Genomic DNA, 23,906 nt, shown 5'->3' with positions numbered 1-23,906 from the left:
ATGACTGAACTGAACGCGATGCGAAAACCCGATGCCGACGAGGAGAGTTGGTTGTCGGCTTTGTTCGACGGTGAACTCGAAACGGAAACCGCCAAGCGCCATCTTGCCCATCTCGACCCCGATGCCGCCCGGCGTTGGGCCGACTACAGCCTGATCGGCGACGCCCTGCGCGGTTGCGGCGGGCGGCGTCCGGACCTGACCGCACGCATCGGCGCCGCCCTGGCCGACGAGCCGACCGTCCTGGCGCCCATGGCGGCCAAGCACGATACCCCGCGGCCATACTATCTCGCGGCCGCCGCCGCCGCGGTCGCCGCCATCGCCTGGGGCGTGCTGAGCCTGTCGCCGCAGGAAGGTGTCGGCCCGATCGCCCCGGTGGCGGTCAACGCCCCGGCCAACGCGGTCACTCCGGCTACCCTCGCCTCGGCCTCGAACGACGAGGCCCAGCCTTATCTCGCCGCCCATCAGGACTACGCCTATGCGGTCGCCGGCGAACCCGAGATGCGTTTCACCCAGGTGTCCCTCGCCGGAGGCGAACGATGATCTATGCGCTCGTGCTGGCCGCGGCACTCGCCGCGCCAGCCTGGGCCGGGACCGAAGTTCCCGACGCCGAAGGGGCCTCCTGGCTGCAGCGCATTTCCGATGCCTCGCGCAAGCTACCCTACGAGGGCATCTTCGTCATGCAGATGGGCGACCGCATGAAGACCATCCAGGTCGAGAACCATAGCAGCGGCCTGACCAGCACCAGCCGGCTGGTGGTCCTGGACGGCAAGCAACGCGAGATCCGCTGCTATCGCAACGAGTCGGTGACCCTGGTGTGGGATGCCAAGGGCCAGCGCCTGGAGCGCCGCCTGGGCAGCCGGCACTTTCCGGACCTGCTGCCGGAGAAGACGGCCAAGCTGATCGACAACTATTCCGTGCGCCTGGGCGACCTGGACCGGGTTGCCGGCCAGGAATGCCGCACCGTGGAACTGGTGCCGCGCGACCGCTACCGCTGGGGTTATCAACTCTGCGCCGATCAACTCACCGGCTTGCCGCTCAAGGCCGTGATGGTCGACGGTGCCGGCCACACCCTGGTCCAGTACGCCTTCACCAGCGTGCGCACGGGCGGCCAGAGCAAGCCGGAGCCGGAGCCGCCCGCGGTGGCCCCGTCGGACGACCTGCGGCCCCTCGATACCGGGGCCATCGCGGTCCGCTTCCTGCCGCCCGGCTTCATCAAGGAGGTTGCCATCAAGCGCAAGCTGCCCAACCGCAACGGCGAGGTCGAGCACTGGGTGTTCAGCGACGGCCTCAGCCATATCTCGATGTTCGTCGAGCCGGCGCCCAAGAACCTGATCAGCATCCGCGGCCAAAGCACGCACGGCATGATGAACATGCTCACCCGCAAGCTCGGCCCCTACCAGGTCACCGTGCTGGGCGACGCGCCCTGGCCCGCGGTCGAGGCCGTGGCCACCAACCTGGCGGTGCGCTGAGCCGATGATCGAGAATTCCGCGCGGGTGGTCCGGGTCGAGGGCGACATCGCCTGGGTGCGCAGCGAAAGTCCCAGTTCCTGCGGCGCCTGCGGCGGCAAGGGCTGCGGCAGTTCCACCTTCGCCCGCATGCTGCATCCCCACGAACCGGAATATGCCGTGTCGAACCCGATCGACGCCGAACCCGGCGACAACGTCGTCGTGGGCATCGAGGAAGGTTCCCTGTTGCGCGCCGCGTTGTCCGCCTATGTCGTGCCGCTGCTGCTCCTGCTGCTCGGGGCGCTGCTGGGCGGGAACTGGGGCGAGGGCTGGGCGGTCGCAGGAGGTGTGGCCGGCCTGGCGGTCGCGGCGCTCTGGCTGAAACGCCGGCACGCCGCAACGGCGCCGGTCATCCTCAGGCGAGGTTCCGCCGGCTGCTCGGTGGCTTGATCCCGGCCCGCCCGGGCCTCGACTTCAATCTGGTTTCGGAGAGGTAGACATGAAGAAATGTATTGCCTGGATCATCCTCGCCTTCGGCGTGGCCGGCGTCGCCCAAGCCGGCACGCTGCCCGACTTCACCGACCTGGTCGAAAAGCAGTCGCCGTCCGTGGTCAACATCACCACCACCCAGGACGCCAAACCCGCGGCGGGCGCCCGCGGCAACCGGATGCCGGACGAGATGGCCGAATTGTTCAAGCGTTTCGGCATGCCCGACATGGGCGCGCCCGAGAACGGCTTTGGCCGGCCGCGGCACGGCCAGGGCTCCGGCTTCATCGTCTCCTCGGATGGCTACATCCTGACCAACACCCACGTCGTCGACGGGGCCGACGAGGTGACCGTGAAGCTGCCCGACCGGCGCGAGTTCCGTGCCAAGGTGATCGGCAGCGACGAGAAGTCCGACGTCGCCCTGCTCAAGATCAAGGCCGACCATCTGCCCAAGGTGGCCATCGGCGACCCCGACAAGCTCAAGGTCGGCGAATGGGTGCTGGCGATCGGCGCGCCGTTCGGCTTCGAGAACTCGGTCACCGCCGGCATCGTCTCGGCCAAGGGGCGGGCCCTGCCGCACGGCAGCTACACCCCGTTCATCCAGACCGACGTGGCCGTGAACCCGGGCAACTCGGGCGGCCCGCTGTTCAACATGCGCGGCGAGGTGGTGGGCATGAACTCGCAGATCATCTCCCGGTCGGGTGGCTACATGGGCCTGTCCTTCGCCATCCCCATCGACGTCGCCATGGAGGTGGCCGAGCAGATCAAGGCCGGCGGCAAGGTCAGCCGCGGGCGCCTCGGCGTGATGATCCAGGAGGTCACCGCCGACCTGGCCGACTCCTTCGGCCTCGGCAAGCCGCGCGGTGCGCTGGTCTCGGAGGTCGAGGCCGACAGTCCGGCCGAGAAGGCCGGCATCAAGCCTTCCGACATCATCCTCGGCTACGACGGCAAGCCGGTCGACAACTCCATCGACCTGCCCCGCATGGTGGCGGCCACCAAGCCGGGCAGCCAGGTGGTCATGTCCGTCTGGCGCAAGGGCGCCACCCGCGACGTCACGGTCAAGGTGGGCGAGGCCGATGCCGGTGCCGTGGCGGTGTCCGAGGACGGCAAGCCGGACCCGGCCGGCCTGGCGGTGAGCAGCCTCCGGCCCGAGCAGAAGACCCAGCTCAACGTGGATTCCGGCGTCCTGGTCGAGGAGTCGGTGGGGGCGGCGGCACGCGCCGGCATCCGTCCCGGCGACGTCATCGTCGCGGCCGGGAACCAGCCGGTCAACAGCGCCGCGGAACTGTCCCGCGCGGTCAACGTCAAGGGCCGCAAGAGCATCGCCCTGCTGATCAAGCGCGGCGACGGTTCCCTGTACATCCCGCTGCGTCTTGACTGAGCTGGTGCTGTATACGCGGGCCGGCTGCCATCTCTGCGACGAGATGAAGGCCGGCCTGGTCGCCCTGGCGCCGACGCTCGAATTCACCCTGCGCGAGGTCGAGGTCGGCTGGGACGGCGAAGTGGCCGAACGCTACGGGCAGCTGTTGCCGGTGCTGGAACTGGCCGGACGCGAGCTCTGCCGCTATTTCCTGGATCCGGACGCCGTTCGCGCCGCGCTGGCCTGATTCCGGGGCCCCGCGCGGGTCAATGCAGGTCGCCCACGGTCAGCGAACGGCCGTTGTCGTGGCGGCCGAGTCCGAGCAGCCAGGGTACGGCCGCGCGGGCCCATTCCGTCGCGTCCGGATAAGCGGCGGCCTGGGTGCCGAAACAACTGCGCAGCATGTCGGTGTCGATGATGCCCGGTGACACCGGGACGGCGGCCATGCCCCGGGGAAGTTCCTGCGCCAGGGCCTTGGTCAGGCCCTCGACGGCCCATTTGCTGGCGCAATAGGGGGCCACTTCCGGGTCCGTTTCCCGGCCCCAACCCGAACTGAAGTTGACCACCACGCCGTGGCCGCGAGCGACCATGGCGGGCAGGAAATGGCGGATGACGTTGGCGACGCCCTTGACGTTGACGTCGATGACGGCGTCGAAGTCGGCGGCGGCGATGCGCCAGAGGCTGGCGTTGCGGTTGATCAGGGCGGCGTTGTTGATGAGCAGGTCGGGTGCTTCCCCCTCGGCCAGGCAGCTTTGTGCCCAGGCCGCGACCTGGTCGTCGCGGCTGACGTCGACGATGTCGAAGCGGTGCGGCCGCGGGTATTCGGCCGCCAGCGTCGCCATGGCCGCCGGGTCGCGCCCGCAGCCGTAGACGGTGTGGCCGCGGTCCATGAACCCCGTCGCCAGGGCCCGGCCGAGCCCGCGCGAGACACCGGTGATCAGTATGAGCATTGCCGCCTCCGACGAGTCTTGCCGGTTGCAGGATAAGGCATTTGCCCGCCGGGCGGGCGTTGCCGGCGTTCCCGCCCGACGCTCGCGCTGACGGTGCCGGTATGAAAGCGTCCGACAAAGGTCTATGTTCTGCTGAGTTTCCAATGACCCGGGGCTGCGATGTCCAATTCCAACGACCGACTGGACAAGATCGTTCTCGAAGCGCGGCGTAACGCCGAGCAGCGTGAGCGGGGATACAGGGAGCAAGCCCTGAAGCTGTTCCCATGGGTATGCGGCCGCTGTGCGCGGACCTTCGACCGGAGCAACCTCCGGCAACTGGAGGTCCATCACAAGAACGGCAACCACCATGACAATCCCGCGGACGGAAGCAACTGGGAGTTGCTGTGCACCTATTGCCACGAGCATGAGCATGCCAAGCTGAAGGACATGGAGGGACGCGGCGATCGCGCAGCGGCGCCAGCGGCGGCGACCTTCAATCCTTTTGCCGACCTCAAAGCCAGGATGGAGGCCAAGAAAGGGGAGGGGTAGCTTATGTGATCGGCGGCGTCGCCATCCGGCGAATGCCTGCGGAGGGCCCGTTGCCGAAAATGCCGGGATGCTCGGCCGTGGTCGTCAAAGGGGCGGGGAACCGGTCCGTGCGTTGACCATGGGGCGGCCGTCGTCGAGGGGGTGGTGCGGGTGCCGATGGGCGCGGATGCACCAATTCATGGCCGGATGTCCCTGTGATGCACCAATCGGGCGCCCCGGGGGACTGGCCGGGTGGCCGGACTCAATAGACCCGGAACAGCCGTTGGATCTGCTCGAATTCGTGCAGGTAGGCCTGCGCGATGTCGCGGCTGTTGATCACGACCAGCAGGTCGTGCGAGAACACCGAGGTGTTGTACCAGTTGAAGCTGCCTTCCAGCACGATGGCGCCGTCGATGACACAGTACTTCGAATGTATCGGCGAATAGGGCACCACATGGTCGTGCAGGCCGTAGACCAGGCCCACGCGGACGCCGGCCGACCGGAGCCTGTCGACCACCGGCAGCAAGGGGCGGTCCAGTTCCTCCGCCATGGTGCGCGCCACCCCGATCCGCCCCTGCCTGGCCAGGTGGCCGTTCAGTAGGAGATGGACATCGACGCCGCGGGCCTTGGCGTCGATCAACGCGTCCACCACGCTGTCGTGGTGTTCGCCCTGCAGTTCCCCCATGAGGAACAACGACAGCTTGAGCGAATGCCTGGCGCGGCGGATCTCGGAAATGATCGCGTGATGGGGGCGATAGTTCTTGCCGTCCCGGATGAAGTGCCTGCCGAAGGTGTACAGCAGGTTGAACGGGCTCATCGGGTCGATGCCGTATCGCTGGATGAAACCGCCGCGTTGGCTCTGGAAGATGTTGTCGAGCAGGCGGCATACGCCCTTGGATTGAAACGTCATGCCGGATTCCCAGTTCGCCCACCATCGGTCGAAGGTGATGTTGAACGACCCCAGTATGCAATCCTCGTCGTTGAATATGATGAACTTGGTGTGCATGTCCGGCGCGAGCTCGATGAGAGGGTGCTGCGGGGTGCAGACCACCCCGATCAACTCGATCCCGGAACGCTTCAGGCGCGCATAGTTCTCGCTCCTGGTCAGGGTCATCTTGCGCCAGTCCACGACGCACTGGACGAAGACGTTGCGCCGGCTGGCGTAGATCAGATGGTTGATGAAGTCGCTGTCGTCGATGCAATCCACGCTCGCCTTGATGGTACATAGCCGATTCGGGTCTTCCCGCTTGGCGGCAATGACCTTGTCGATGTGGTCGTGGATATAGCGTTTCGGATGATAGGGGTGCTGCGGCTGCCCCTTGGTGAACTTCGGCGTCAGGTTCAGCGAGCGCTGGTGCGCGTTGTACCAGTCCACATCGCGCTGCAACTGGTCCGCCGACAGTTCATAGCTGCAATAGCGATTGGGCGTCGCCCAGGCCCCGCTGATGGCGCGCTGCTGCGCGCGCGGGTCGAGGACCTGATGGCCATCCATGAAGATGTATTCGAACTGGGATGGAATCGAGTGCTCGTCGAGATGCACGATAAACGCGAACTTGACGCACCGCACCGGTCCGAACTGGGGCGAATCGGGCAGGATGAAGAAATCCCGGGTACTTCGCTTGTGGTACCCCGAGCCGGCCTCGGTCGGGTCGGTGTCGACGATATAGGATTCGCGGATGCCCTGGTCACGGTCGACCTGCACCAGCACCTTGACGTTCGCGCCGGCGTCCAGGAAGACGTCGAATTCGATCTTTCCCCAGCGCAGGGTGAACGGCTCGCCGAGGTCGTTGGCTTTCTGGAAAAACTCCCCCAGTTCTCCGTATCGGGGCGTAGCGTAGTGCTCAGCGTATGGCTCAGCGTATTGCTCTGCTGCTTGCATGTCACTCCCTGCCGACGGGCGTCTGTCCGGACCGCTCAGCCGAATCCCCCAGCAGGGGAAAGCTATTGGTCCCCGGTGTTCCTTTTTCCTAGCAAGACAGATGCCGGCTCGAAAGTCAGCAGCACACCCTGGTGGTCGGAAACCTCGGCGTACTCCGTGCCGGTGAACACCTGCCTTGCGGATGTCACCTTCAGGGCGCTCGACTTCTCCAGGAATGCGAAATCGATGCGCCCGTCATTGGCGAGGAGACTTTGCCAACCCGGTTTCCGTTCCCGAAACACGGCCGCAAAGGTCGCCGGCGCGTGCACGGCGAGAAACTGGTCGTCGTAGTCCTGGGCCGCCACGATGCGCGCGTATCCCGGCGAGCCGGCCGCGACGTTGAAGTCGCCGCACAGCAAGGTCCCCGTCACCCCCGTCTCCCGGCGGCTTCTCGCCCACTGGTGCAGGTTGTCGAACTGCTCCGCGAAGCCGTTCTCCCACCAGCTGACATGCACTGAAAACACGTTGATCGCGCCGAAATAGGGAACGGCGATCTTCCCCATCACCACTTTCCGGCTGTCGATGCTGTAGGGGTCGCGTTTGTTCGACACATACCGCGAGTCATATTCGGAAAACGGGTACCGGCTCAGTATCGCGACGCCTTCCCGATAGCGGCCAAAGCCGAGGTGCGACCAATCGTTGTGGATATGGAACGGCTTCTCGAGCCGGTCGTTGATGATCCGGGCCGAGTTGGAAGCCCAGTCGCCCTGGGCATCGTTCCAGTCTTCCGACACTTCCTGCAGGCAGACGACGTCCACGGACAATTCGTCGATGGCCTTGGCGATTTCGGAGAACTTGTAGTCCTGATCGTCCTCCTGGCGGCAATGCAGGTTCAGAACCAGGACGTTGAGCGGCTTCCGGCTGGGACTGTAGTTGTCGAAGTCGTTGTTGTCCCAGATGGCTTGCTCGCCGGATTCGCAGCAGACGCTGTACTGAATGCGGAAGGCGTCGCCCGCGTTGAGCACGGCCGACCATATTTCGCACGCTTCCTCCTCCGGGCCGCCGGCAGGCATGCGCTCCAGGCGGCTTCTCGGCTGGCACGGCGTGACATGGACGTTCTGCCAGTCGTCGGTGGTCCAGTGCACGACGACCTGATCGGCGCGGACCGGCTGATGGACCGCCACGGATACGGCGATCGTGCGCTGGTGGTCATGCAGGCGCTGGGTCGGTCCGAGGTTGAAGACGGCGCGGTCCCCGCCGAGGCGCATGTACGAGTGGGCCGGGCAGACGTAGTTGGCGCCGCCGTTGTTGTCCCAGTGCTCCTCCCCCTGCATCTGGCAACGCAAGGCGAAACGTATGGCATCCGGCCCCGCGCCATGGCTCGCCAAATGGAGGCTTGCCGTGGCGATCCAATATTCGGAGTGGTCCCCAGCCATGCTGTGAAAGGTCGCCGGCAGCGTGTGCCACACGCCGTCCCGGCCGGCCCAGAGTATGTCGACGCGCTTGGCGTAGGCGATATTGTCGACTGCGGCGACGAAGAACAGGTCTTGCCGGCTGTGGCCCGCCTCCTGGACGACTTCGTTGCCGGCATGCTGCAATCGAATGCGACCGTTCTGGGCTTCGTTGCTATCGCTCATTCGTGTTTTCGCCTTGTTGGCTACTGGCAGCCTGCCTGCGGCTGCAAATATCCGCCTGTTGGAACAGACCCGGTTGGGGCCCCATCCCCGGGTAAAACCCCGCAACCGCCTTGCACGGGCGACCTATAGCGCAACCGGAGGATTCTTTCAATTCCATTCGGCGGCCGCCGCGGCCATGCGGCCCGCCCGGCGCCAGCCGTGCCGACGCGGACTGCCGGGCCGAAGCCATGTCTGCGACGCGCCGCCGGCCGCGACCGGTGCCGCCACGGGATGCCCTGGCGCGGCGAGCCGCCCCGTCACCCGGAGCGGTCCACGGGGCGGTGGCATCTTGAGGGACCGGCCCGCCTCCGGCGATGCGTCTCAGGCGGGGGCCAAGACCACCCCGGTCCCGCCGTGCACGTGATAATCGGTGCGGGCAGGCGGCACGCCCGCGATGCCGTCCGCGTCCACCCTCAGGCCGTCCCCGTCGACGATGATCTTCCATTCGCCCTGGGGCAGACGAAAGTTCGCGCCGACCGTACTGCCGTTGAGCAACACGACGAGCTTCGGCCACCGCCACCGCCAGACGGACGATTCCCGCGGTGGCTTGATGATGTAGCCGATGGCGTTCACATTGTCGTGGTGGGGGTAGCCGGTCGGATAGATCCAGTCGATGTCCCAGCGGCCGTTGTCGTGCTGGCGTTGCGCGAGGCGTCTCGTGTAGCGGAAGTGGGGCGCCTGCTTGCGCAAGGCGATCAGCCCGGCGACGGCCTCGACCAGGTCGGCATGCGCGTCGCCGTTGCGCCAATCGATGCGATTCAGATCCGGGCGATCGTAGCTGTTGTCGTGACCGTGTTTGCTATGCATGAGCTCGCTCCCCTCACCCAGCATCGGCACCCCCTGCGAGGTCATCACCAGCAGCATGCCGAGAAACACCCGTCGCTTGTCCCCGTCCAGGAAATCGGCGAGCGTCCTGCCGTCGTGGCTGGAGAGGTAGTTGATGCTTTGCTGGGGCCGGCACGCCCAGCCGCCGTCGTCGACGTGGCTGCCCATGATCGCGCGCATGAGTCGATCACGATCGAGGTGGCTGCCCCGGCCGCTGACGAAGGTCTTGCCGGCCTCGCGGAAGTCATCGTTCCAGACCGCCCAGCGGGTGCCGGCGAAGGCGCCGTGCATATCGGCCTTGCCCCATTGCGTGCCACCCAATGCCCAGGGTTCGGCAATGAGGTACAGGTGCGCCGGCAAGCGCCGGTCGACGGCCAGCATCGTCTCCTTGTCGTGCAATGCGCCCAGGTCGAAACGAAACCCGTCGAACCGGTAGTCCCGCACCAGATGCAGCAGCGTTTGGATGATGAGCTCGCGAATACGCGGGTGTTCGCTGCGTATCGTCGGACCGCAGCCCGAGCCGTGGCAGAAGTCGCCGTTGGCGTGTTTGCGGTAGACGACGTCCTTCCCCCAGGCTTTGACCCACAGCTCGCCGCCGTGGTTGAAGACGACGTCGAGGATGACGGGGATGCCGCGGTGATGCATGGCGTCCACCACCGCCATGACCTCGCGATTCACCTCGCACTTGTCGTGCGCGTAGCCGTCCCGCATGGCATGGAACGAGGTGGAGAAATAGCCCCAGTCCTGGCCCAGCAGACCATCGCTTGCGTGCAGCGGCAGGAACTCGACGGCCACCTGCAGGCGCTTCAGATGCGCGAGTACCGCCGGGGCACGCGCCCCCGCGTAGGTACCCCGGTGCCCCGCTTCATGCACCGCGGCGCTCTCGTGGCGACTCAGCGCCGGCAGGTGCGCCTCGTAGATGACCAGGTCGCACAGGGCGGGCGCCTTGAAGCGCCGTGTCTGCCAGCGATAGCTGAGATCGCTGAACCGCGAGCCTATGCCGTGGGCGCCACGCTCCGTCCGGGGCGCGAGCGGATCGGCGACGGCGTAGGTGCGGCCGGCGCGGCGCACCTCGAAGTGATAGGCACGCCCGTGCAGTTGCCTGAAGGGCAGGCGCAGCCGCGTAGTCCAATTGCCATTGCCGTCGGGTTTCATCGGCCAGGCCTCGTCCTGCTTCTCCACCACCAGGGATACGGCGTCTGCTTCCGGTTGATAGAACTCAATGAGCGGCCGGAACAGTAGCGTCCACAACATCGTTTACTCCTCAATCGCTCGAGCGCATGGTTGGCCCCATTGTACCGACCCCGGCCGGGAGGGTCCGGACTTGCTCGCCGACGGCCAGGTCCGGAAACGCCGCAGGCCCGGCCGGATTGCACGTCCTATACGACCTCCGACAAAGGAGGTCGCCACGGCTGAGCCCCGTCCTGTTGCCACCGTTCCGACGGCGTAGCGTGCCCGCGAATGGGCGGACTGACGGCCTGGCGGCTTGCCGGCGGTCGCCAGCAGGCCCGGTTAGGTGAGGCGTGCCGGTCAATCGCGGCCTTCCGGGTTGGCTGCGTCGCCGTGCATGAGTTGCGCTGCCGCTGCTTCGGTCTCACACGATGGCGTCGAAAACCGGCCGATCGATCTGGTCGGAGGCTTTGCGCGCGGTGGCCGGCAGGGGGAAGGGCTTCAAGGAGACAGTGACCAGAAACGACATCGTCGAACACCGAAATCCGCTGTTCGGCCTGACCTTCGATACTTGGGCTGTTTGGGTCGGCAATGCCGGGGACGGCGGCCGTATATCGAAAAGTCATGGTCAACGACGGCTTTTCAAACCAGGCGGATGCGAGCTTTCGCCCCAAGTTGATCACTGAGCCGGCATCGTTCAACGTCCGGTTACTGATGCGGATGTGCCCTCGTTGGAAAGTTCAAGTCCAACAGGCGGCTAGGCCGGGAAAAATCAGAAAAAAAATTCAAGAAAGTAAAAAAGCATGAACTAATGTACTAACAGGATATTTGGATAACAATCACCGTTGAGTTCTTTGATCGATGTGTGTGGCGACATGATCGGCAATACCTGTTGCATGGCTCCATCGACGCCCTGCGGGGCGAAGACCATGGTGTATGGGGGAGGGTGTTTCGTGGCGACGCTCAAGGGAACCTCCTGATGAACATACGATTTCCACGCTGGATTCTTGGCCTGATCGCGATCGGTTTGCTGATACTGGTTCCGTACGCCTATCAGCATCCGATGATGAAGCCGTCACAGGACGCGGCGGCGAATATTCCGATCAAGAGTGCGCATGTCGACCATCGCGACATCGTCAAGGGCGACTTCAAGACCGGACAGGACGTCACCCGCGCTTGTCTGGTCTGCCACAAGGACGCTGCCGCGGAGTTGATGAAGACCTCTCACTGGACTTGGCATTCAAAAGCCTTTGAGGTGCCCTGGCGCAAAGGGCCGGTCACCATCGGCAAGATCAACCAACTTAACAACTTTTGCATCGGCTCGCAGGGCAACGAGAACAAGTGCAATTCATGCCACATCGGCTATGGCTGGGAAGCCGGCAAGGCGGCGCAACAGGTCAATCCCGAAAACGTCGATTGCCTGGTCTGCCACGCCGACCCGGCAAGCTATGGGAAGGGCTTGTTCGGCAATCCGTCGCCAAAGGTGAACCTGCTGGCCGCCGCCAAGAGCGTGCGCGCAACCACCCGCGACAACTGCGGCAAGTGCCATTTCGACGGTGGCGGTGGCAATGGCGTCAAGCACGGTGACCTTGACGAGAGCCTGTATTTCCCGGCCCGCGCTCTGGACGTGCACATGGGCGGTAAACAGCACATGAAGTGCAGCGACTGCCATGTCACCCGCAAGCATCAGATTCTCGGCCGCATGCTCGCCGACAACTACACGATCGATCCGGCCGAGCAAGTCTCCTGTGAACAGTGCCACAAGGGCACCATCCACAAGGATGAACGCATCAGCACGCACGTCAAGACAGTGGCTTGCCAGACCTGCCACATTCCCGCCGTGGCTCGTGAAGAGCCGACCAAGGTGTACTGGGATTGGTCGACGGCGGGCCAGAATGGGCGCAAGGAGGACCACTACACCTACCTGAAGATCAAAGGCGATTTCAGCTACGACTCGAACATCACGCCGACTTACCTATGGTTCAACGGAAACAACGAATATCGCTATCTGCTCGGCGACCAGATCAACCGCGAGGGCCCGACCTACATCAACAGGCCCGCCGGCAGCATCAAGGATCCGAAAGCGCGAATATTCCCGTTCAAGGTGCATATCGCCAAGCAGCCGTACGACAAGGTGAATGGCTACTTGCTGCAACCGGTGACCTCCGGCAAGGACGGCTTCTGGACCAACTTCGACTGGAATCAGGCCTTCGAACTCGCGGTGCCGATCACCGGGCTGGCGTACAGCGGCCAATACGGCTTCACCGAAACCTATATGTATTTCCCGAGCACCCACATGGTGCAGAGCCCCGACGCAGCCTTGCAATGCGATGACTGCCATTCCAGCACCGGAAAACCGGGGCGATTGGATTGGACCGCCTTGGGCTACCCGGGTGACCCGGTCAAGTGGGGCGGGAGGAAGTTGCCATGAATGCCAAGATTCGCGGGCTTATATTGGGTCTGTGTGCGGGTGCGAGCCTGCTTGCTGCGGCAAACCCCGACGTGCCGGTTACGGCGACTGCGACGCCGCCTTCGATGAAGAGCCTGCACCCGAATTTCGCCTTGCTCGACGTCGACTCGGTGAATGTGTTGAAGAGTGGCCGCGCCGTGTCGACCATGAAGACATGCGGCCAATGTCACGATACGGCGTTCATCGCCTCGCACGCCTTCCATGTCGACCTAGGCCTCGGCGCCTTCGCGCCGTCTGCTAAAACCTTGGATTCCAGCCCGGGTCTGTTCGGTCAATGGGATCCGCTGCGCTACCGGTATCTGAGCCAGGCCGGTGATGAACGCCTGGATCTGTCGACGGCAGGCTGGTTGATGCTCAACGGTGACCGCGTAGTCGGTGGCGGGCCGGCCACGACATCGCGCGCCGGACTTCCGCTGCAGTCTTTGGCGTTGAAGGCCGACGATCCGGAAACGTCGGTGCTGGATGCGGCCGGCGAACGCATTGTCTGGGACTGGTCCGCTTCCGGGACCATGGAAATGAACTGCTTCCTCTGCCACCTGGCGCAGCCCAATCTGGCGGCGCGCAAGGAGGCAATCCGCGCCGGTCGCTTTGGCGACGCCAACACGGCGACCCTGTCCGGTCTGAATGTGGTCGAGGCGGACGCCAAAGGGTGGGCATGGAATCGGGCCGCCTTCACCCCGGAAGGCCTGGTCGACGGCAAGAGGCTGGCTATCCAGGACCCGACAAACGACAACTGTGCCGCCTGCCATGGCGAGGCCCATTCTGCCAGCGACAAGCCCTTGCAGATCAACGCAGGCGATCTGGACTACCCGCAGACGGCGACAACCGGGCAGGTGGTGGCGCCGCAACGCATCAACGCTTCAGGCCTCAACCTGGCCGACAAGTCGGGACTGCATCGACCCTGGGACATTCACGCCGAGCGCCAGTTGCAGTGCACGGACTGCCACCACGCGCTGAACAATCCGGCCCACGTCATCCATGTCCAGGGCAAGAAGCCGGCGCACTTGCGTTATGACCCGCGCGCCCTTGATATCACCGAATATCTACAGCGGCCCGACCACAACTTCGCGCGCGGCCAGAGTACTCAGAGTCACGTCGCGCCCGAATACAAGGGCACCATGCGTCGTTGCGAAAGCTGTCACGATGCCGGGGTCAGCCACCAGACCTGGCTGCCCTACGTCGAGAAGCACATGGCGGTGCTCGCGTGTGAAAGCTGTCACATACCCAAGATGTATGCGCCTGCGATTCAGACCTACGACTGGACTGTCGTCGGTACCGATGGCGGTCCGCAACGAAGCTACCGCGGCGTAGACGGCGCACCCAACGACGTTCGCTCATTGGTGACCGGTTTCGACCCGGTGCTGCTGAAGCGGACCAACGTGGACGGCACCTCCCTGCTCGCGCCCTACAACCTGATCACCACGTTCTATTGGGTCTACGACGACGCCAACGGCAATAAGCGTCCGGTACGTCTGCAGGACCTGAAGGCTGCATATCTGGAGGGCGGCACCTATGCCGCCGACATCGTGGCCGCGTTCGACAGCAATCACGACGGCGCCATCGGCTCCGCGGAGTTGCGCGTTGATTCGGCACAGAAGGAAGCGGCGGTGAAGGCGCGCTTCGCGAAGCTGGGACTGCCGAACGTGCACATGGAAGGTCAGGTTCAACCCTTCAGCATCAACCACAACGTCACCCGCGGCGAGGACGCCCTCAACGACTGCCGGGACTGCCATACGGCCAGGTCGCGCCTGACCCAAGGTATGCAACTGGCGGGGTTCGCCCCGGTTTTGCCCGCGATCAATACGAACAACAACGTCAGCGCCTCCGGCGATCTTATCCGGCAGGACAACGGTGTGCTGTTCTATCAGCCCGTGTCGGCCCGCGACCATCTGTATGTCTTCGGGGCCAACCGTCTCAACTGGATCGACGGCCTCGGTGCGCTGGCAATCGTGGGTGCCCTGTTGGGCGTGATCGGCCATGGAGGATTGCGTTATCTCGCGTCCAGAAAGCGTCCGCATGGCCATGAATCGACCCATCGGATCTACATGTACGACGCCTACCACCGCTTCTGGCATTGGCTCCAGGCCATCAGCATCATCGTTCTGCTGTTGACCGGCCTGATCATCCATCGCCCGGACTTGTTTGCTGTGTTCTCGTTCGACGGGGTGGTGTCGCTGCACAACATCCTCGCGGCCATCCTCGTGATCAATGCGGCACTGTCACTCTTCTACCACCTGGCGACCGAGCGCATGCAGGAATTCATCCCGCGGCCCTATGGCTTCTTCGACGACGCCATCCGGCAAGCCAAGTACTACGTTTCGGGCATCTTCAAGGGCGAACCACACCCGTTCGAGAAACGTCCGGATGCTCGGTTGAATCCGCTTCAGAAGCTGACCTATTTTGGCGTCCTGAATGTGTTGTTGCCGCTGCAGATCGTCACCGGCGCGCTGATGTGGGGTGTTCAGCGCGCGCCGGAACTGGCCGTCGCGCTGGGCGGCTTGCCGTTGTTGGCGCCGATACATGCCTTGGTGGCCTGGCTGTTTGGCGCTTTCCTCGTCGTCCACGTGTATTTGACGACGACTGGGGCAACGCCGCTGGAGGCCATACGCGGCATGGTCACGGGCTATGAAGAGGTCGAAGATCATGATCAGCCTATCAATGGCTGAAACGCCAGCAACACGGCTTTGACTCGCAGACTGGAGATGGCAATGCAATGGCTTAGATCACTATTCAACCGGCCGGAAAAACCCTACCTGCATCCTTACTTCGCCGGGGCCGTCCTCGGGGTGGTCCTGTTTTCGGCCTTCCTGTTGACCGGCAATGGCCTGGGATCCTCTGGCGCGACAAGCCGCATCGATGCACTGCTCGTCGATCTGGTGGCCCCGACGCACGTCGACAACACGCCGTATCTGCTGAAGATGGCCGGCGGCGACAAGAACCCGCTGGACGACTGGATCGTGCCCGTGTTCCTAGGGGCCTTGATGGGTAGCTTCATGTCGGGCGCACGCAACGGCCGGTTGAAGCTGACCACGACCAAGGGCCCGCACATCTCCAACTCGACGCGCTGGCTGATGTCCTTTCTGGGGGGCATGATTTTCTTGTACGGCGCGCGGATGGCACGCGGATGCACCTCGGGTCAGGCTTTGTCGGGCGGCGCCACGCTGGCGGCGGGGTCATGGGCGATCATGCTGGCGATCTTTGCCAGCGCTTATCTGCTGGCGTATTTCGTGAGAAAGCTGTGGCTATGAAGCCGCTGCAATTGGCGCCGACCTTGCCGGCCGGGCACCAACTGAGGAGCAGGACATGACCTTCCCCCTGGAAGCCTTTTCGGCGGTGAGTTCCGCCCATCCGTGGACGTACGTGGTCTTTGGCGGCATCGGGGTTGCCTTCGGTTACACCCTGGAGTCGGCGGGGTTCGGCGACTCGCGAAAATTGGCGGCGCAGTTCTATTTCAAGGAGCTCACGGTTCTTAAGGTCATGTTCACGGCGATCGTGGTGGCCATGACGCTGCTGTTCGGCGCCGTGGGGCTCGGGCTGATCGATTTCAGCCAGGTCTGGGTCAATCCCACCTACCTCGGCTCGGGGGTGCTGGGTGGTCTCATCATGGGGGTCGGCTTCATCATCGGCGGTTTTTGCCCGACCACTTCGCTGGCCGCGGCCTCCACCGGCAAGATCGACGGGATGATGTTCATGCTGGGCGGATTCGTCGGCGCGTTCCTGTTCGGCGAAACCGAAGGCTACTTCGACCATTGGTACAACGACGCCGGTCACTACGGCCGGCTGACGCTGGACCAGGTGTTCGGCCTCTCGGCACCGACTTTGGTTCTGATCTTCGTGGTGATGGCGCTATTCATGTTCTGGGGCGCCGAGCAACTTGAGCGCATCGTCGGCGGTAAGGACCAGAGCCGCGAGCCCAGGCTGCGCAAGGTCGGGGCGGTGGGCCTGCTGGGCATGGCGGTGGCGGTGCTGGCCATCGGCAGTCCGTCATTGGAGGGGCGCTACCAGCGTTTGACCTTCAAGCGCAGCGAGGCAATCACGCAAGCCGACGGCACGGTTCAGACCCTGCCCCACGTGTACAGTGCCGATGAAATGTTGAGCAAGCGTCTGGTGTTCATCTCACCGGCAGAGGCTTTCAAGGTGCGCTATCAGCAGGAGATCAAGCCGGTCTACCTCGACGTGCGCAGCGAGGCCGACTACAACCTCTACCACCTTGCCGACGCCATCAATGTCCCCCTGGACCAACTTGCCGCCGCCGTCCCGGACATGTTGACCGAGCCTGCGGCCAACACCGTGTTCATCGCCATCAGCAACGATGAGCAAGCGGCGATCAAGGCATGGAAACTTCTGGTCGCCAACAAGGTGCCCAATGTGTACATCCTGGATGGCGGGGTCAATCACTGGATCGCTACATTTGGCACGCAAGATGCCGGGCTACATCCGAGTGCGACGGCTGGCGACGACCAGTTGCGGTACGTCTTTGCCGCAGCCCTCGGCGACCGCTACGCGTCCTGCTCGCCGAGTCCTATGAAGTTCGAGGAACTCGATTACCAGCCACGAATCGTGCTGCAGCTCAAACGTGACAAGTCTGGTGGGGGGTGCGGCTAGAGGTCTATGTGCCGGTGCAGGTGATGCCCATAGCCAAACCAAAGTGTGGCGTGTCACCTGCCATCCGAGTATCGGACTTGACGACGCCGTCCTAACCGGCGGGTGAGAAGCACATGGATCCCTCCGGATCTGTCGTTCCGTCGGGTATGGCCGAGGTGTAATAGTTGGGTCTGCGCCCGGTATGATCCGTCAAGTCGGACCTGGCCGTCAGTCCTCCGACGAAAAGTCCGACGGCCGGAGTCAGGCGGTTGCCGACCGACATCGGAGGATGAAGCTGCCGTTGGCCGTGCTTCGCCAACGAAAGGGCGCTGTCCGTAGGATAGCGGACCGACGCAGCCCGCCTACCCAAGGTTGGCCCCGGCCAACTTGCAGCCCCGAACGGTGCCGCCAGACCTCGACACATAGCGGGCATGCGAGTATCTAGAGGGCTTGTGTCGAGTTTTCGACTTTAAGTGGCCCAACCAGCTTCCCGGCGATCCGGCGAGAACAAAATTTGACTAGCCTAGTCGGGAATTGCGAGAATAATATCCTTTATATCTTTATGGCTTCCTAGATGTTCCAGCGCTTGCGCGAAGACATAGGCGTGGTATTCGATCGCGACCCGGCGGCGCGCACCTTCTTCGAGGTGCTCACGACCTACCCCGGCCTGCATGCGATCCTCATGCACCGTTTCGCCCATGCCCTCTGGAATTGGCGGCTGAAGTGGCTGGCGCGCCTGTCCAGCCACATCGCGCGCTGGCTGACCGGCATCGAGATCCATCCGGGTGCCTGCATCGGCCGACGGGTGTTCATCGACCACGGCATGGGCGTGGTGATCGGCGAGACCGCCGAGGTGGGCGACGACTGCACCCTTTACCACGGCGTCACCCTCGGTGGCACGTCCTGGCAGAAGGGCAAGCGCCACCCGACCCTGGGAACCGGCGTGATCATCGGTGCCGGTGCCAAGGTGCTCGGCCCGATCACCCTGGGCGCCGGCGCCAAGGTCGGCTCCAACGCCGTGGTGGTCAAGGACGTGCCGGCTGGCGCCACGGCGGTGGGCATCCCGGCCCGCATCCTGGACGCCGACAAGGACAAGGCCGCGGAGGCGGCCGAGGCACCGGTGGCGCGGGGCGGGCAAGAACCGGCGACGGCGGAGCCGGCCGACGGCAAGCTGGCCTTCTCGGCCTACGGTGTCGGGGCCGATATGAACGACCCGATGGTCAAGGCGTTGCACGGTCTGATCGACCATTCCAATACCACGGACCAGCGTATCGAGTGGATCGTCGCGGAGCTCAAGCGGCTCGGCTACGCGCTCGAAGAGAGCCGCGAGCCCACCGACCGATTCGATCCGGACTACTTGAACAAAATCGTTGATTAGTTGACTAAAACAATCGACAATTGTCGGCACCGGATCAAATTTGAAAGCGAGGCAAGGAAAATGCGGCTAACCACGAAAGGGCGTTTCGCCGTTACGGCCATGATCGACCTGGGCCTGCGCCATCAGCGCGGCCCCGTCACCCTGGCCGGCATCAGCGAGCGCCAGAAGATTTCCCTGTCCTACCTGGAGCAGTTGTTCGGCCGCCTGCGCCGCCAGGGTATCGTCGACAGCGTGCGCGGTCCGGGCGGCGGCTATTGCCTGGCCAAGCCCATGGAAGAGATCACCGTGGCGGCGATCATCCGCGCCGTGGACGAGCCGATCGACGCCACCCAGTGCGGCGGCCTGGGCAATTGCCACGGCGACGAGCCTTGCATGACGCACGAGTTGTGGACCGGTCTGACCGCCCATATCTACAACTACCTGGAATCGGTCAACCTGTCCCAGTTGGTGGCCGGGCAGATGGCCTGCCAGGATACCCAGCACAAACACAAGTCCCGCGTGATGGGCACGGCCGACCTCAAGGTCGCCGTTGCATGATGGAGCAGCGAAAATGGTGAAGACCCCGATCTATCTCGACTATTCCGCGACCACGCCGGTGGACCCGCGGGTGGCGGACAAGATGATCCCCTACCTGACCGAGAAGTTCGGCAACCCGGCCTCGCGTTCGCACTCCTTCGGCTGGGAGGCGGACAAGGCGGTGGAAGAGGCGCGCGAGCAGGTGGCTGCCCTGGTCAATGCCGACCCGAAGGAGATCATCTGGACCTCCGGCGCGACCGAGTCGAACAACCTCGCGCTCAAGGGTGCGGCACACTTCTATTCCGGCAAGGGCAAGCACCTGATCACCGTGAAGACCGAGCACAAGGCCGTGCTCGACACTTGCCGCGAACTGGAACGCCAGGGCTTCGAGGTGACCTATCTGGGGGTCAAGGAAGACGGCCTGATCGACATCGAAGAATTCAAGGCGGCGATCCGGCCGGACACCATCCTGGCCTCGGTAATGTTCGTCAACAACGAGATCGGCGTCATCCAGGACATCCCGCAGCTGGGCGAGATCTGCCGCAGCAAGGGCGTGATCTTCCACGTCGATTCCGCCCAGGCGGCCGGCAAGGTCGACATCGACCTGGCCAAGCTGAAAGTCGACCTGATGTCCTTTTCCGGGCACAAGGTATATGGCCCCAAGGGCATCGGCGCGCTCTACGTCCGGCGCAAGCCGCGCGTCCGCCTGGAAGCCCAGATGCACGGCGGCGGCCATGAGCGCGGCATGCGTTCCGGCACCCTGCCCACCCACCAGATCGTCGGCATGGGCGAGGCCTTCGCGATTGCCAAGCGTGAGATGCACGCCGAGAACGAACGCATCCGCATGCTGCGCGACAAGCTGTTCAAGGGCGTCTCCGACATCGAGGAGGTGCACCTGAACGGCGACATGGAGTCGCGCATCGCCGGCAACCTGAACGTCAGTTTCAACTTCGTCGAAGGCGAGTCGCTGATCATGGCGATCAAGGACCTCGCCGTGTCGTCCGGTTCGGCCTGCACCTCGGCCAGCCTGGAGCCTTCCTACGTGCTCAAGGCCCTGGGCCGCAACGACGAGCTGGCGCACAGCTCGATCCGCTTCACCATCGGCCGCTTCACCACCGAGGAAGAGATAGACTACGCGGTCAAGCTGTTGCACGAGAAGATCGGCAAGCTGCGCGAAATGTCGCCGCTGTGGGAGATGTACAAGGACGGCATCGACCTCGACACGGTGCAGTGGGCGGCACACTGAATTTACGGAGTATCGATATGGCATACAGCGAAAAGGTCCTGGACCACTACGAAAACCCCCGCAACGTCGGGTCGTTCGACAAGGATTCCGCCGACATCGGCACCGGCATGGTCGGTGCGCCCGCCTGCGGCGACGTCATGAAGCTGCAGATCAGGGTCAATGACCAGGGTGTCATCGAGGACGCTAAGTTCAAGACCTACGGTTGCGGTTCGGCGATTGCCTCCTCCTCCCTGGTGACCGAGTGGGTCAAGGGCAAGACCCTGGACGAGGCCATGGCCCTGAAGAACACCCAGATCGCCGAGGAACTGGCCCTGCCGCCGGTGAAGATCCACTGCTCCATCCTGGCCGAGGACGCCATCAAGGCGGCGGTGGCCGACTACAAGCAGAAGCACGGTGCCGGCGGCGAATACGTCGCCTGCCAGCCGGTCGAGGAGAACTGAGATGGCCGCCACCTGCAGCGCGCCGCAAGGCGCTCCCACCGAGCTGGGCACCGGCCCGGCCAACGTCGCCGCCGGCGTCACCCTGTCCGCCCGCGCGGCCGACCACATCCGCAACTTCCTCGTCAGGCGCGGCAAGGGCCTGGGCATCAAGCTCGGCGTGCGTACTTCCGGTTGCTCGGGCATGGCCTACAAGCTCGAATTCGCCGACGTCGAGGACCCGGAGGACCACAAATTCGAGTGCTTGGGCGTCACGGTCTACGTCGATCCCAAGAGCCTGTCCTACCTGGCCGGTACCGAACTGGACTACGTCCGCGAGGGCCTCAACGAGGGCTTCAAGTTCAACAACCCGAACGTGAAGAACGCCTGCGGCTGCGGCGAGTCGTTCAACGTCTGATCGGAGCGCGCGATGTGACGGTCGAGACGGGGGTGGCGGGCGCGAGCGGCGCCACCTTTGCCCGGACGCCCGCCATCCGCTGCCTGCCATGGCCATCGATTTCAACCAGAACCATTTCGCCCTTTTCGGTCTGACGCCGGCCTTCGCCGTCGACCTGGAGGCGCTCGACCGGGCCTACCGCGAACTCCAGACCGAGATCCACCCGGACCGTTTCGCGCATGCCGGCGAGGCCGACCAGCGCCTCGCGGTGCAATGGGCGACCCGCGCCAACGAGGCCTACCAAGCTCTGAAGCATCCCTTCGCCCGGGCCTGCTATCTGCTCCTGATGCACGGGATCGATGCCATGGCGCCCGGCCACGCGCCCATGCCCATGGCCTTCCTCGAGCGCCAGATGGCAAGCCGGGAAGCCCTGGCCGAGGCGGTGGCGAACGCCGACTACGATGCCCTGGGGCGACTCGAGAAGGTGACCCGGAACGAAGCCGAACGCCTGCTCGCCGACGTCGCCGAACTGCTCGATGGCCGGCAGGACTACGCCGGCGCGGCCGAAGTCCTGAGACAATACCGCTTTCTGGAAAAATTTCTGGCCGACGTCGGCCACGCCTACGACGAAATGGAGTAGTGAGGCGTCAGGAATGAGGTGTGAGGGGGTGCCCTTACTCCTCACTCCCGACTTCTTACCCGTATCACACACGCATGGCCCTACTGCAAATCGCCGAACCCGGCCTGTCCGCCGCACCGCACGAGCATCGCCTGGCGGTGGGCATCGACCTGGGTACCACCAACTCGCTGGTCGCCACCGTCCGCAACGGCATGGCCGTGGTGCTCAATGACGTGCACGGACGGCCACTGCTGCCCTCCGTGGTTCGCTACCATGCAGACGGCAGCACCACGGTCGGCTGCGAGGCACAGAAACGGGCCAGTGAGGATCCGTACAACACCATTGTCTCGGTGAAGCGTTTCATGGGCCGCGGCATCAAGGACATCCCGGACGCCGCCACCCTGCCGTACCATTTCGTCGATGCGCCGGGCATGGTCCAGATTCGCACCGTGGCCGGCGTGAAGAGCCCGGTCGAGGTGTCCGCCGAGATCCTCAAGGTGCTGAAGCAACGCGGCGAGGACGCCCTGGGTGGCGATCTGACCGGCGCCGTGATCACCGTGCCGGCCTATTTCGACGACGCCCAGCGCCAGGCCACCAAGGATGCCGCCCGCCTGGCCGGTCTCACCGTCCTGCGTCTGCTCAACGAGCCGACTGCGGCGGCCATCGCCTACGGCCTCGACAACGCCTCCGAGGGGATCTACGCGGTCTACGACCTGGGCGGCGGCACCTTCGACATCTCCATCCTGAAGCTCACCAAAGGCATCTTCGAGGTCCTGGCCACCAACGGCGACTCTGCCCTGGGCGGCGACGACTTCGATCGCCGCGTCTATTGCTGGATGCTCGAGGAGGCCGGCCTGCACACGGTCGGCGACCACGACAAGGCCATGCTCATGGCGAAGGCGCGCGAGGCCAAGGAACGCCTGACCGACCACCCGGAAGTCGGCATCACCGCCGTGCTGGCCACCGGCCAGCTGATCGATCTCAGCCTCAGCGAAGCCAAGTTCAACGAACTCACCGCCAGCCTGGTCAGCAAGACCCTGCTGCCGTGCCGCAAGGCCCTGCGCGACGCCGGGCTGAGCGCCGCCGAGGTCAAGGGCGTGGTCATGGTGGGCGGCTCCACCCGGGTGCCGCGCATCCAGGCGGCCGTGGGCGAGTTCTTCGGCCAGACGCCGCTGACCAACCTGGACCCGGACAAGGTGGTCGCCCTGGGCGCCGCCATCCAGGCCAACGTCCTGGCCGGCAACAAGCGCGAGGACGACTGGTTGCTGCTGGACGTGGTGCCCCTCAGCCTGGGCATCGAGACCATGGGCGGTCTGGTCGAGAAGATCGTGCCGCGCAACAGCACCATCCCGGTCGCACGCGCGCAGGATTTCACCACCTACAAGGACGGCCAGACGGCCATGAGTGTCCACGTCCTGCAGGGCGAGCGCGAGCTGGTGTCCGACTGCCGCAGCCTGGCCCGCTTCACCCTGCGCGGCATCCCGCCCATGGTGGCCGGTGCCGCCCGCATCCGGGTGACCTTCCAGGTCGATGCCGACGGTCTCCTGTCGGTGACCGCCCGGGAGACCGGTTCCGGGGTCGAGGCCCACATCGAGGTGAAGCCGTCCTACGGTTTGACGGACGACGAGGTCGCCCGCATGCTGCAAGAATCCTACGCCCATGCCCGCGAGGACGTGGATGCGCGCCAGTTGGCCGAACTCCAGGTCGACGCCCAACGCCTGCTCGACGCCACCATGGCGGCGCTGGCCGAGGACGGCGGCCTGTTGGCCGCCGACGAACGTGTCGCCGTCGAGGCGCTGATAACCAATCTGTCCGGCCAGTTGCAGACCAGCGACCAGGCCGCCATCAAGCGCGCCACCGAGGCCTTGAACCGCGGCACGGTCGAATTCGCCGCCCGCCGCATGGATGCCAGCGTGAAGCGCGCGCTGGCTGGACACAAGATCGACGAGATAGGAATGTAACGATGAGTCATATCGAACCCGAATTCATCCACGGCCTGCAG

The 23,906-nt window shown here is 64.5% G+C and carries 22 protein-coding genes; 18 read left to right on the top strand and 4 right to left on the bottom strand.

Translation table 11 applies throughout. From position 1 onward, the window contains the following. Genes EZJ19_RS01395 through EZJ19_RS01375 form a run of 5 tightly spaced genes read left to right on the top strand, consistent with a single transcriptional unit; the run spans position 1 to position 3,539 of the window. Positions 1 to 540, top strand: coding sequence for a sigma-E factor negative regulatory protein (locus tag EZJ19_RS01395; protein ID WP_131444517.1), 540 nt, complete (start codon positions 1 to 3; stop codon positions 538 to 540). Next, positions 537 to 1,469 carry a MucB/RseB C-terminal domain-containing protein gene (locus tag EZJ19_RS01390; RefSeq protein ID WP_131444516.1) on the top strand — a complete coding sequence of 311 codons (933 nt, stop codon included), beginning with the start codon at positions 537 to 539 and terminating at the stop codon, positions 1,467 to 1,469. Before EZJ19_RS01395 ends, EZJ19_RS01390 begins: the two co-directional genes overlap by 4 nt. A gap of 4 nt (positions 1,470 to 1,473) precedes the next feature. After that, positions 1,474 to 1,896: a SoxR reducing system RseC family protein gene (locus tag EZJ19_RS01385; protein WP_131444515.1), complete on the top strand. Its 423-nt coding sequence runs from the start codon at positions 1,474 to 1,476 to the stop codon at positions 1,894 to 1,896. 49 nt (positions 1,897 to 1,945) lie between these two features. Further along, positions 1,946 to 3,313, top strand: a complete 1,368-nt coding sequence (locus EZJ19_RS01380; protein WP_131444514.1) for a DegQ family serine endoprotease — start codon at positions 1,946 to 1,948, stop codon at positions 3,311 to 3,313. Then, entirely contained in the window at positions 3,306 to 3,539 is a 234-nt protein-coding gene (locus tag EZJ19_RS01375) for a glutaredoxin family protein (protein ID WP_131444513.1), read from the top strand. Before EZJ19_RS01380 ends, EZJ19_RS01375 begins: the two co-directional genes overlap by 8 nt. A 19-nt stretch (positions 3,540 to 3,558) precedes the next feature. Here the strand turns inward: EZJ19_RS01375 and EZJ19_RS01370 are convergent, their stop codons facing one another. After that, a complete protein-coding gene (locus tag EZJ19_RS01370; protein ID WP_131444512.1) occupies positions 3,559 to 4,242 on the bottom strand; it encodes an SDR family oxidoreductase in 684 nt (227 codons plus the stop codon). Between the two features lie 159 nt (positions 4,243 to 4,401). On the opposite strand from EZJ19_RS01370, the gene EZJ19_RS01365 reads away from it, so the two are divergent. Then, the gene (locus EZJ19_RS01365) at positions 4,402 to 4,770 is read left to right on the top strand and encodes a YajD family HNH nuclease (RefSeq protein ID WP_131444511.1); all 369 of its coding nucleotides are present in this window, start codon (positions 4,402 to 4,404) and stop codon (positions 4,768 to 4,770) included. Positions 4,771 to 5,011: 241 nt separating this feature from the next. Here EZJ19_RS01365 and EZJ19_RS01360 read toward each other — a convergent pair whose 3' ends face one another. The 3 genes from EZJ19_RS01360 to EZJ19_RS01350 all read right to left on the bottom strand — a co-directional run bounded on the left by EZJ19_RS01360 (position 5,012) and on the right by EZJ19_RS01350 (position 10,362). After that, positions 5,012 to 6,628, bottom strand: coding sequence for a phospholipase D-like domain-containing protein (locus EZJ19_RS01360; RefSeq protein WP_131444510.1), 1,617 nt, complete (start codon positions 6,626 to 6,628; stop codon positions 5,012 to 5,014). 62 nt (positions 6,629 to 6,690) lie between these two features. Further along, positions 6,691 to 8,244 (bottom strand): endonuclease/exonuclease/phosphatase family protein, encoded by a 1,554-nt coding sequence (locus EZJ19_RS01355; protein ID WP_131444509.1) that lies wholly within the window; start codon positions 8,242 to 8,244, stop codon positions 6,691 to 6,693. 360 nt (positions 8,245 to 8,604) lie between these two features. Then, positions 8,605 to 10,362, bottom strand: a complete 1,758-nt coding sequence (locus tag EZJ19_RS01350; protein ID WP_131444508.1) for a hypothetical protein — start codon at positions 10,360 to 10,362, stop codon at positions 8,605 to 8,607. A 540-nt stretch (positions 10,363 to 10,902) separates the two neighbouring features. On the opposite strand from EZJ19_RS01350, the gene EZJ19_RS01345 reads away from it, so the two are divergent. From EZJ19_RS01345 to hscA, 12 genes are all read left to right on the top strand, one after another. Continuing rightward, entirely contained in the window at positions 10,903 to 11,085 is a 183-nt protein-coding gene (locus tag EZJ19_RS01345; protein WP_131444507.1) for a hypothetical protein, read from the top strand. Between the two features lie 172 nt (positions 11,086 to 11,257). Next, entirely contained in the window at positions 11,258 to 12,709 is a 1,452-nt protein-coding gene (locus EZJ19_RS01340; protein ID WP_131444506.1) for a tetrathionate reductase family octaheme c-type cytochrome, read from the top strand. Continuing rightward, a complete protein-coding gene (locus EZJ19_RS01335) occupies positions 12,706 to 15,414 on the top strand; it encodes a cytochrome b/b6 domain-containing protein (protein WP_131444505.1) in 2,709 nt (902 codons plus the stop codon). Before EZJ19_RS01340 ends, EZJ19_RS01335 begins: the two co-directional genes overlap by 4 nt. A gap of 36 nt (positions 15,415 to 15,450) precedes the next feature. Then, positions 15,451 to 15,996 (top strand): YeeE/YedE thiosulfate transporter family protein, encoded by a 546-nt coding sequence (locus EZJ19_RS01330; protein ID WP_206199273.1) that lies wholly within the window; start codon positions 15,451 to 15,453, stop codon positions 15,994 to 15,996. A 55-nt stretch (positions 15,997 to 16,051) separates the two neighbouring features. After that, positions 16,052 to 17,353, top strand: coding sequence for a YeeE/YedE thiosulfate transporter family protein (locus tag EZJ19_RS01325; protein ID WP_131444504.1), 1,302 nt, complete (start codon positions 16,052 to 16,054; stop codon positions 17,351 to 17,353). Positions 17,354 to 17,906: 553 nt separating this feature from the next. After that, positions 17,907 to 18,710 (top strand): serine O-acetyltransferase, encoded by an 804-nt coding sequence (gene cysE / locus EZJ19_RS01320; protein WP_131444503.1) that lies wholly within the window; start codon positions 17,907 to 17,909, stop codon positions 18,708 to 18,710. A 60-nt stretch (positions 18,711 to 18,770) separates the two neighbouring features. Continuing rightward, positions 18,771 to 19,247: a Fe-S cluster assembly transcription factor gene (locus EZJ19_RS01315; protein WP_131444502.1), complete on the top strand. Its 477-nt coding sequence runs from the start codon at positions 18,771 to 18,773 to the stop codon at positions 19,245 to 19,247. 13 nt (positions 19,248 to 19,260) lie between these two features. After that, complete coding sequence (locus EZJ19_RS01310; RefSeq protein ID WP_131444501.1) at positions 19,261 to 20,472, top strand: IscS subfamily cysteine desulfurase; 1,212 nt, start codon at positions 19,261 to 19,263, stop codon at positions 20,470 to 20,472. 17 nt (positions 20,473 to 20,489) lie between these two features. Then, positions 20,490 to 20,912, top strand: a complete 423-nt coding sequence (gene iscU, locus EZJ19_RS01305) for a Fe-S cluster assembly scaffold IscU (protein ID WP_131444500.1) — start codon at positions 20,490 to 20,492, stop codon at positions 20,910 to 20,912. Position 20,913: 1 nt separating this feature from the next. Then, positions 20,914 to 21,306 (top strand): iron-sulfur cluster assembly protein IscA, encoded by a 393-nt coding sequence (gene iscA, locus EZJ19_RS01300; protein ID WP_131444499.1) that lies wholly within the window; start codon positions 20,914 to 20,916, stop codon positions 21,304 to 21,306. Between the two features lie 88 nt (positions 21,307 to 21,394). Beyond that, positions 21,395 to 21,925 carry a Fe-S protein assembly co-chaperone HscB gene (gene hscB, locus EZJ19_RS01295; RefSeq protein WP_131444498.1) on the top strand — a complete coding sequence of 177 codons (531 nt, stop codon included), beginning with the start codon at positions 21,395 to 21,397 and terminating at the stop codon, positions 21,923 to 21,925. A 74-nt stretch (positions 21,926 to 21,999) separates the two neighbouring features. Further along, positions 22,000 to 23,865, top strand: a complete 1,866-nt coding sequence (gene hscA / locus EZJ19_RS01290) for a Fe-S protein assembly chaperone HscA (RefSeq protein WP_131444497.1) — start codon at positions 22,000 to 22,002, stop codon at positions 23,863 to 23,865. Positions 23,866 to 23,906 lie beyond the last annotated feature (41 nt).

The organism is Parasulfuritortus cantonensis, from assembly GCF_004337445.1.
Lineage (GTDB): Bacteria > Pseudomonadota > Gammaproteobacteria > Burkholderiales > Thiobacillaceae > Parasulfuritortus > Parasulfuritortus cantonensis.
The sequence above is the reverse complement of the archived record's forward strand: the minus strand, read 5'-3'. Positions and strand labels throughout refer to the sequence as shown.

Excerpts from the sequence above, each read along its gene's own strand:
- EZJ19_RS01360 (WP_131444510.1), bottom strand. The coding sequence starts at position 6,628 with ATGCAAGCAGCAGAGCAATACGCTGAGCCATACGCTGAGCACTACGCT.
- hscA (WP_131444497.1), top strand. The coding sequence starts at position 22,000 with ATGGCCCTACTGCAAATCGCCGAACCCGGCCTGTCCGCCGCACCGCAC.
- EZJ19_RS01325 (WP_131444504.1), top strand. The coding sequence starts at position 16,052 with ATGACCTTCCCCCTGGAAGCCTTTTCGGCGGTGAGTTCCGCCCATCCG.
- EZJ19_RS01350 (WP_131444508.1), bottom strand. The coding sequence starts at position 10,362 with ATGTTGTGGACGCTACTGTTCCGGCCGCTCATTGAGTTCTATCAACCG.
- EZJ19_RS01380 (WP_131444514.1), top strand. The coding sequence starts at position 1,946 with ATGAAGAAATGTATTGCCTGGATCATCCTCGCCTTCGGCGTGGCCGGC.
- EZJ19_RS01330 (WP_206199273.1), top strand. The coding sequence starts at position 15,451 with ATGGCAATGCAATGGCTTAGATCACTATTCAACCGGCCGGAAAAACCC.
- iscU (WP_131444500.1), top strand. The coding sequence starts at position 20,490 with ATGGCATACAGCGAAAAGGTCCTGGACCACTACGAAAACCCCCGCAAC.
- hscB (WP_131444498.1), top strand. The coding sequence starts at position 21,395 with ATGGCCATCGATTTCAACCAGAACCATTTCGCCCTTTTCGGTCTGACG.
- iscA (WP_131444499.1), top strand. The coding sequence starts at position 20,914 with ATGGCCGCCACCTGCAGCGCGCCGCAAGGCGCTCCCACCGAGCTGGGC.
- EZJ19_RS01365 (WP_131444511.1), top strand. The coding sequence starts at position 4,402 with ATGTCCAATTCCAACGACCGACTGGACAAGATCGTTCTCGAAGCGCGG.
- EZJ19_RS01315 (WP_131444502.1), top strand. The coding sequence starts at position 18,771 with ATGCGGCTAACCACGAAAGGGCGTTTCGCCGTTACGGCCATGATCGAC.
- EZJ19_RS01385 (WP_131444515.1), top strand. The coding sequence starts at position 1,474 with ATGATCGAGAATTCCGCGCGGGTGGTCCGGGTCGAGGGCGACATCGCC.
- EZJ19_RS01345 (WP_131444507.1), top strand. The coding sequence starts at position 10,903 with ATGGTCAACGACGGCTTTTCAAACCAGGCGGATGCGAGCTTTCGCCCC.
- cysE (WP_131444503.1), top strand. The coding sequence starts at position 17,907 with ATGTTCCAGCGCTTGCGCGAAGACATAGGCGTGGTATTCGATCGCGAC.
- EZJ19_RS01370 (WP_131444512.1), bottom strand. The coding sequence starts at position 4,242 with ATGCTCATACTGATCACCGGTGTCTCGCGCGGGCTCGGCCGGGCCCTG.
- EZJ19_RS01395 (WP_131444517.1), top strand. The coding sequence starts at position 1 with ATGACTGAACTGAACGCGATGCGAAAACCCGATGCCGACGAGGAGAGT.
- EZJ19_RS01355 (WP_131444509.1), bottom strand. The coding sequence starts at position 8,244 with ATGAGCGATAGCAACGAAGCCCAGAACGGTCGCATTCGATTGCAGCAT.
- EZJ19_RS01340 (WP_131444506.1), top strand. The coding sequence starts at position 11,258 with ATGAACATACGATTTCCACGCTGGATTCTTGGCCTGATCGCGATCGGT.
- EZJ19_RS01390 (WP_131444516.1), top strand. The coding sequence starts at position 537 with ATGATCTATGCGCTCGTGCTGGCCGCGGCACTCGCCGCGCCAGCCTGG.
- EZJ19_RS01310 (WP_131444501.1), top strand. The coding sequence starts at position 19,261 with ATGGTGAAGACCCCGATCTATCTCGACTATTCCGCGACCACGCCGGTG.
- EZJ19_RS01335 (WP_131444505.1), top strand. The coding sequence starts at position 12,706 with ATGAATGCCAAGATTCGCGGGCTTATATTGGGTCTGTGTGCGGGTGCG.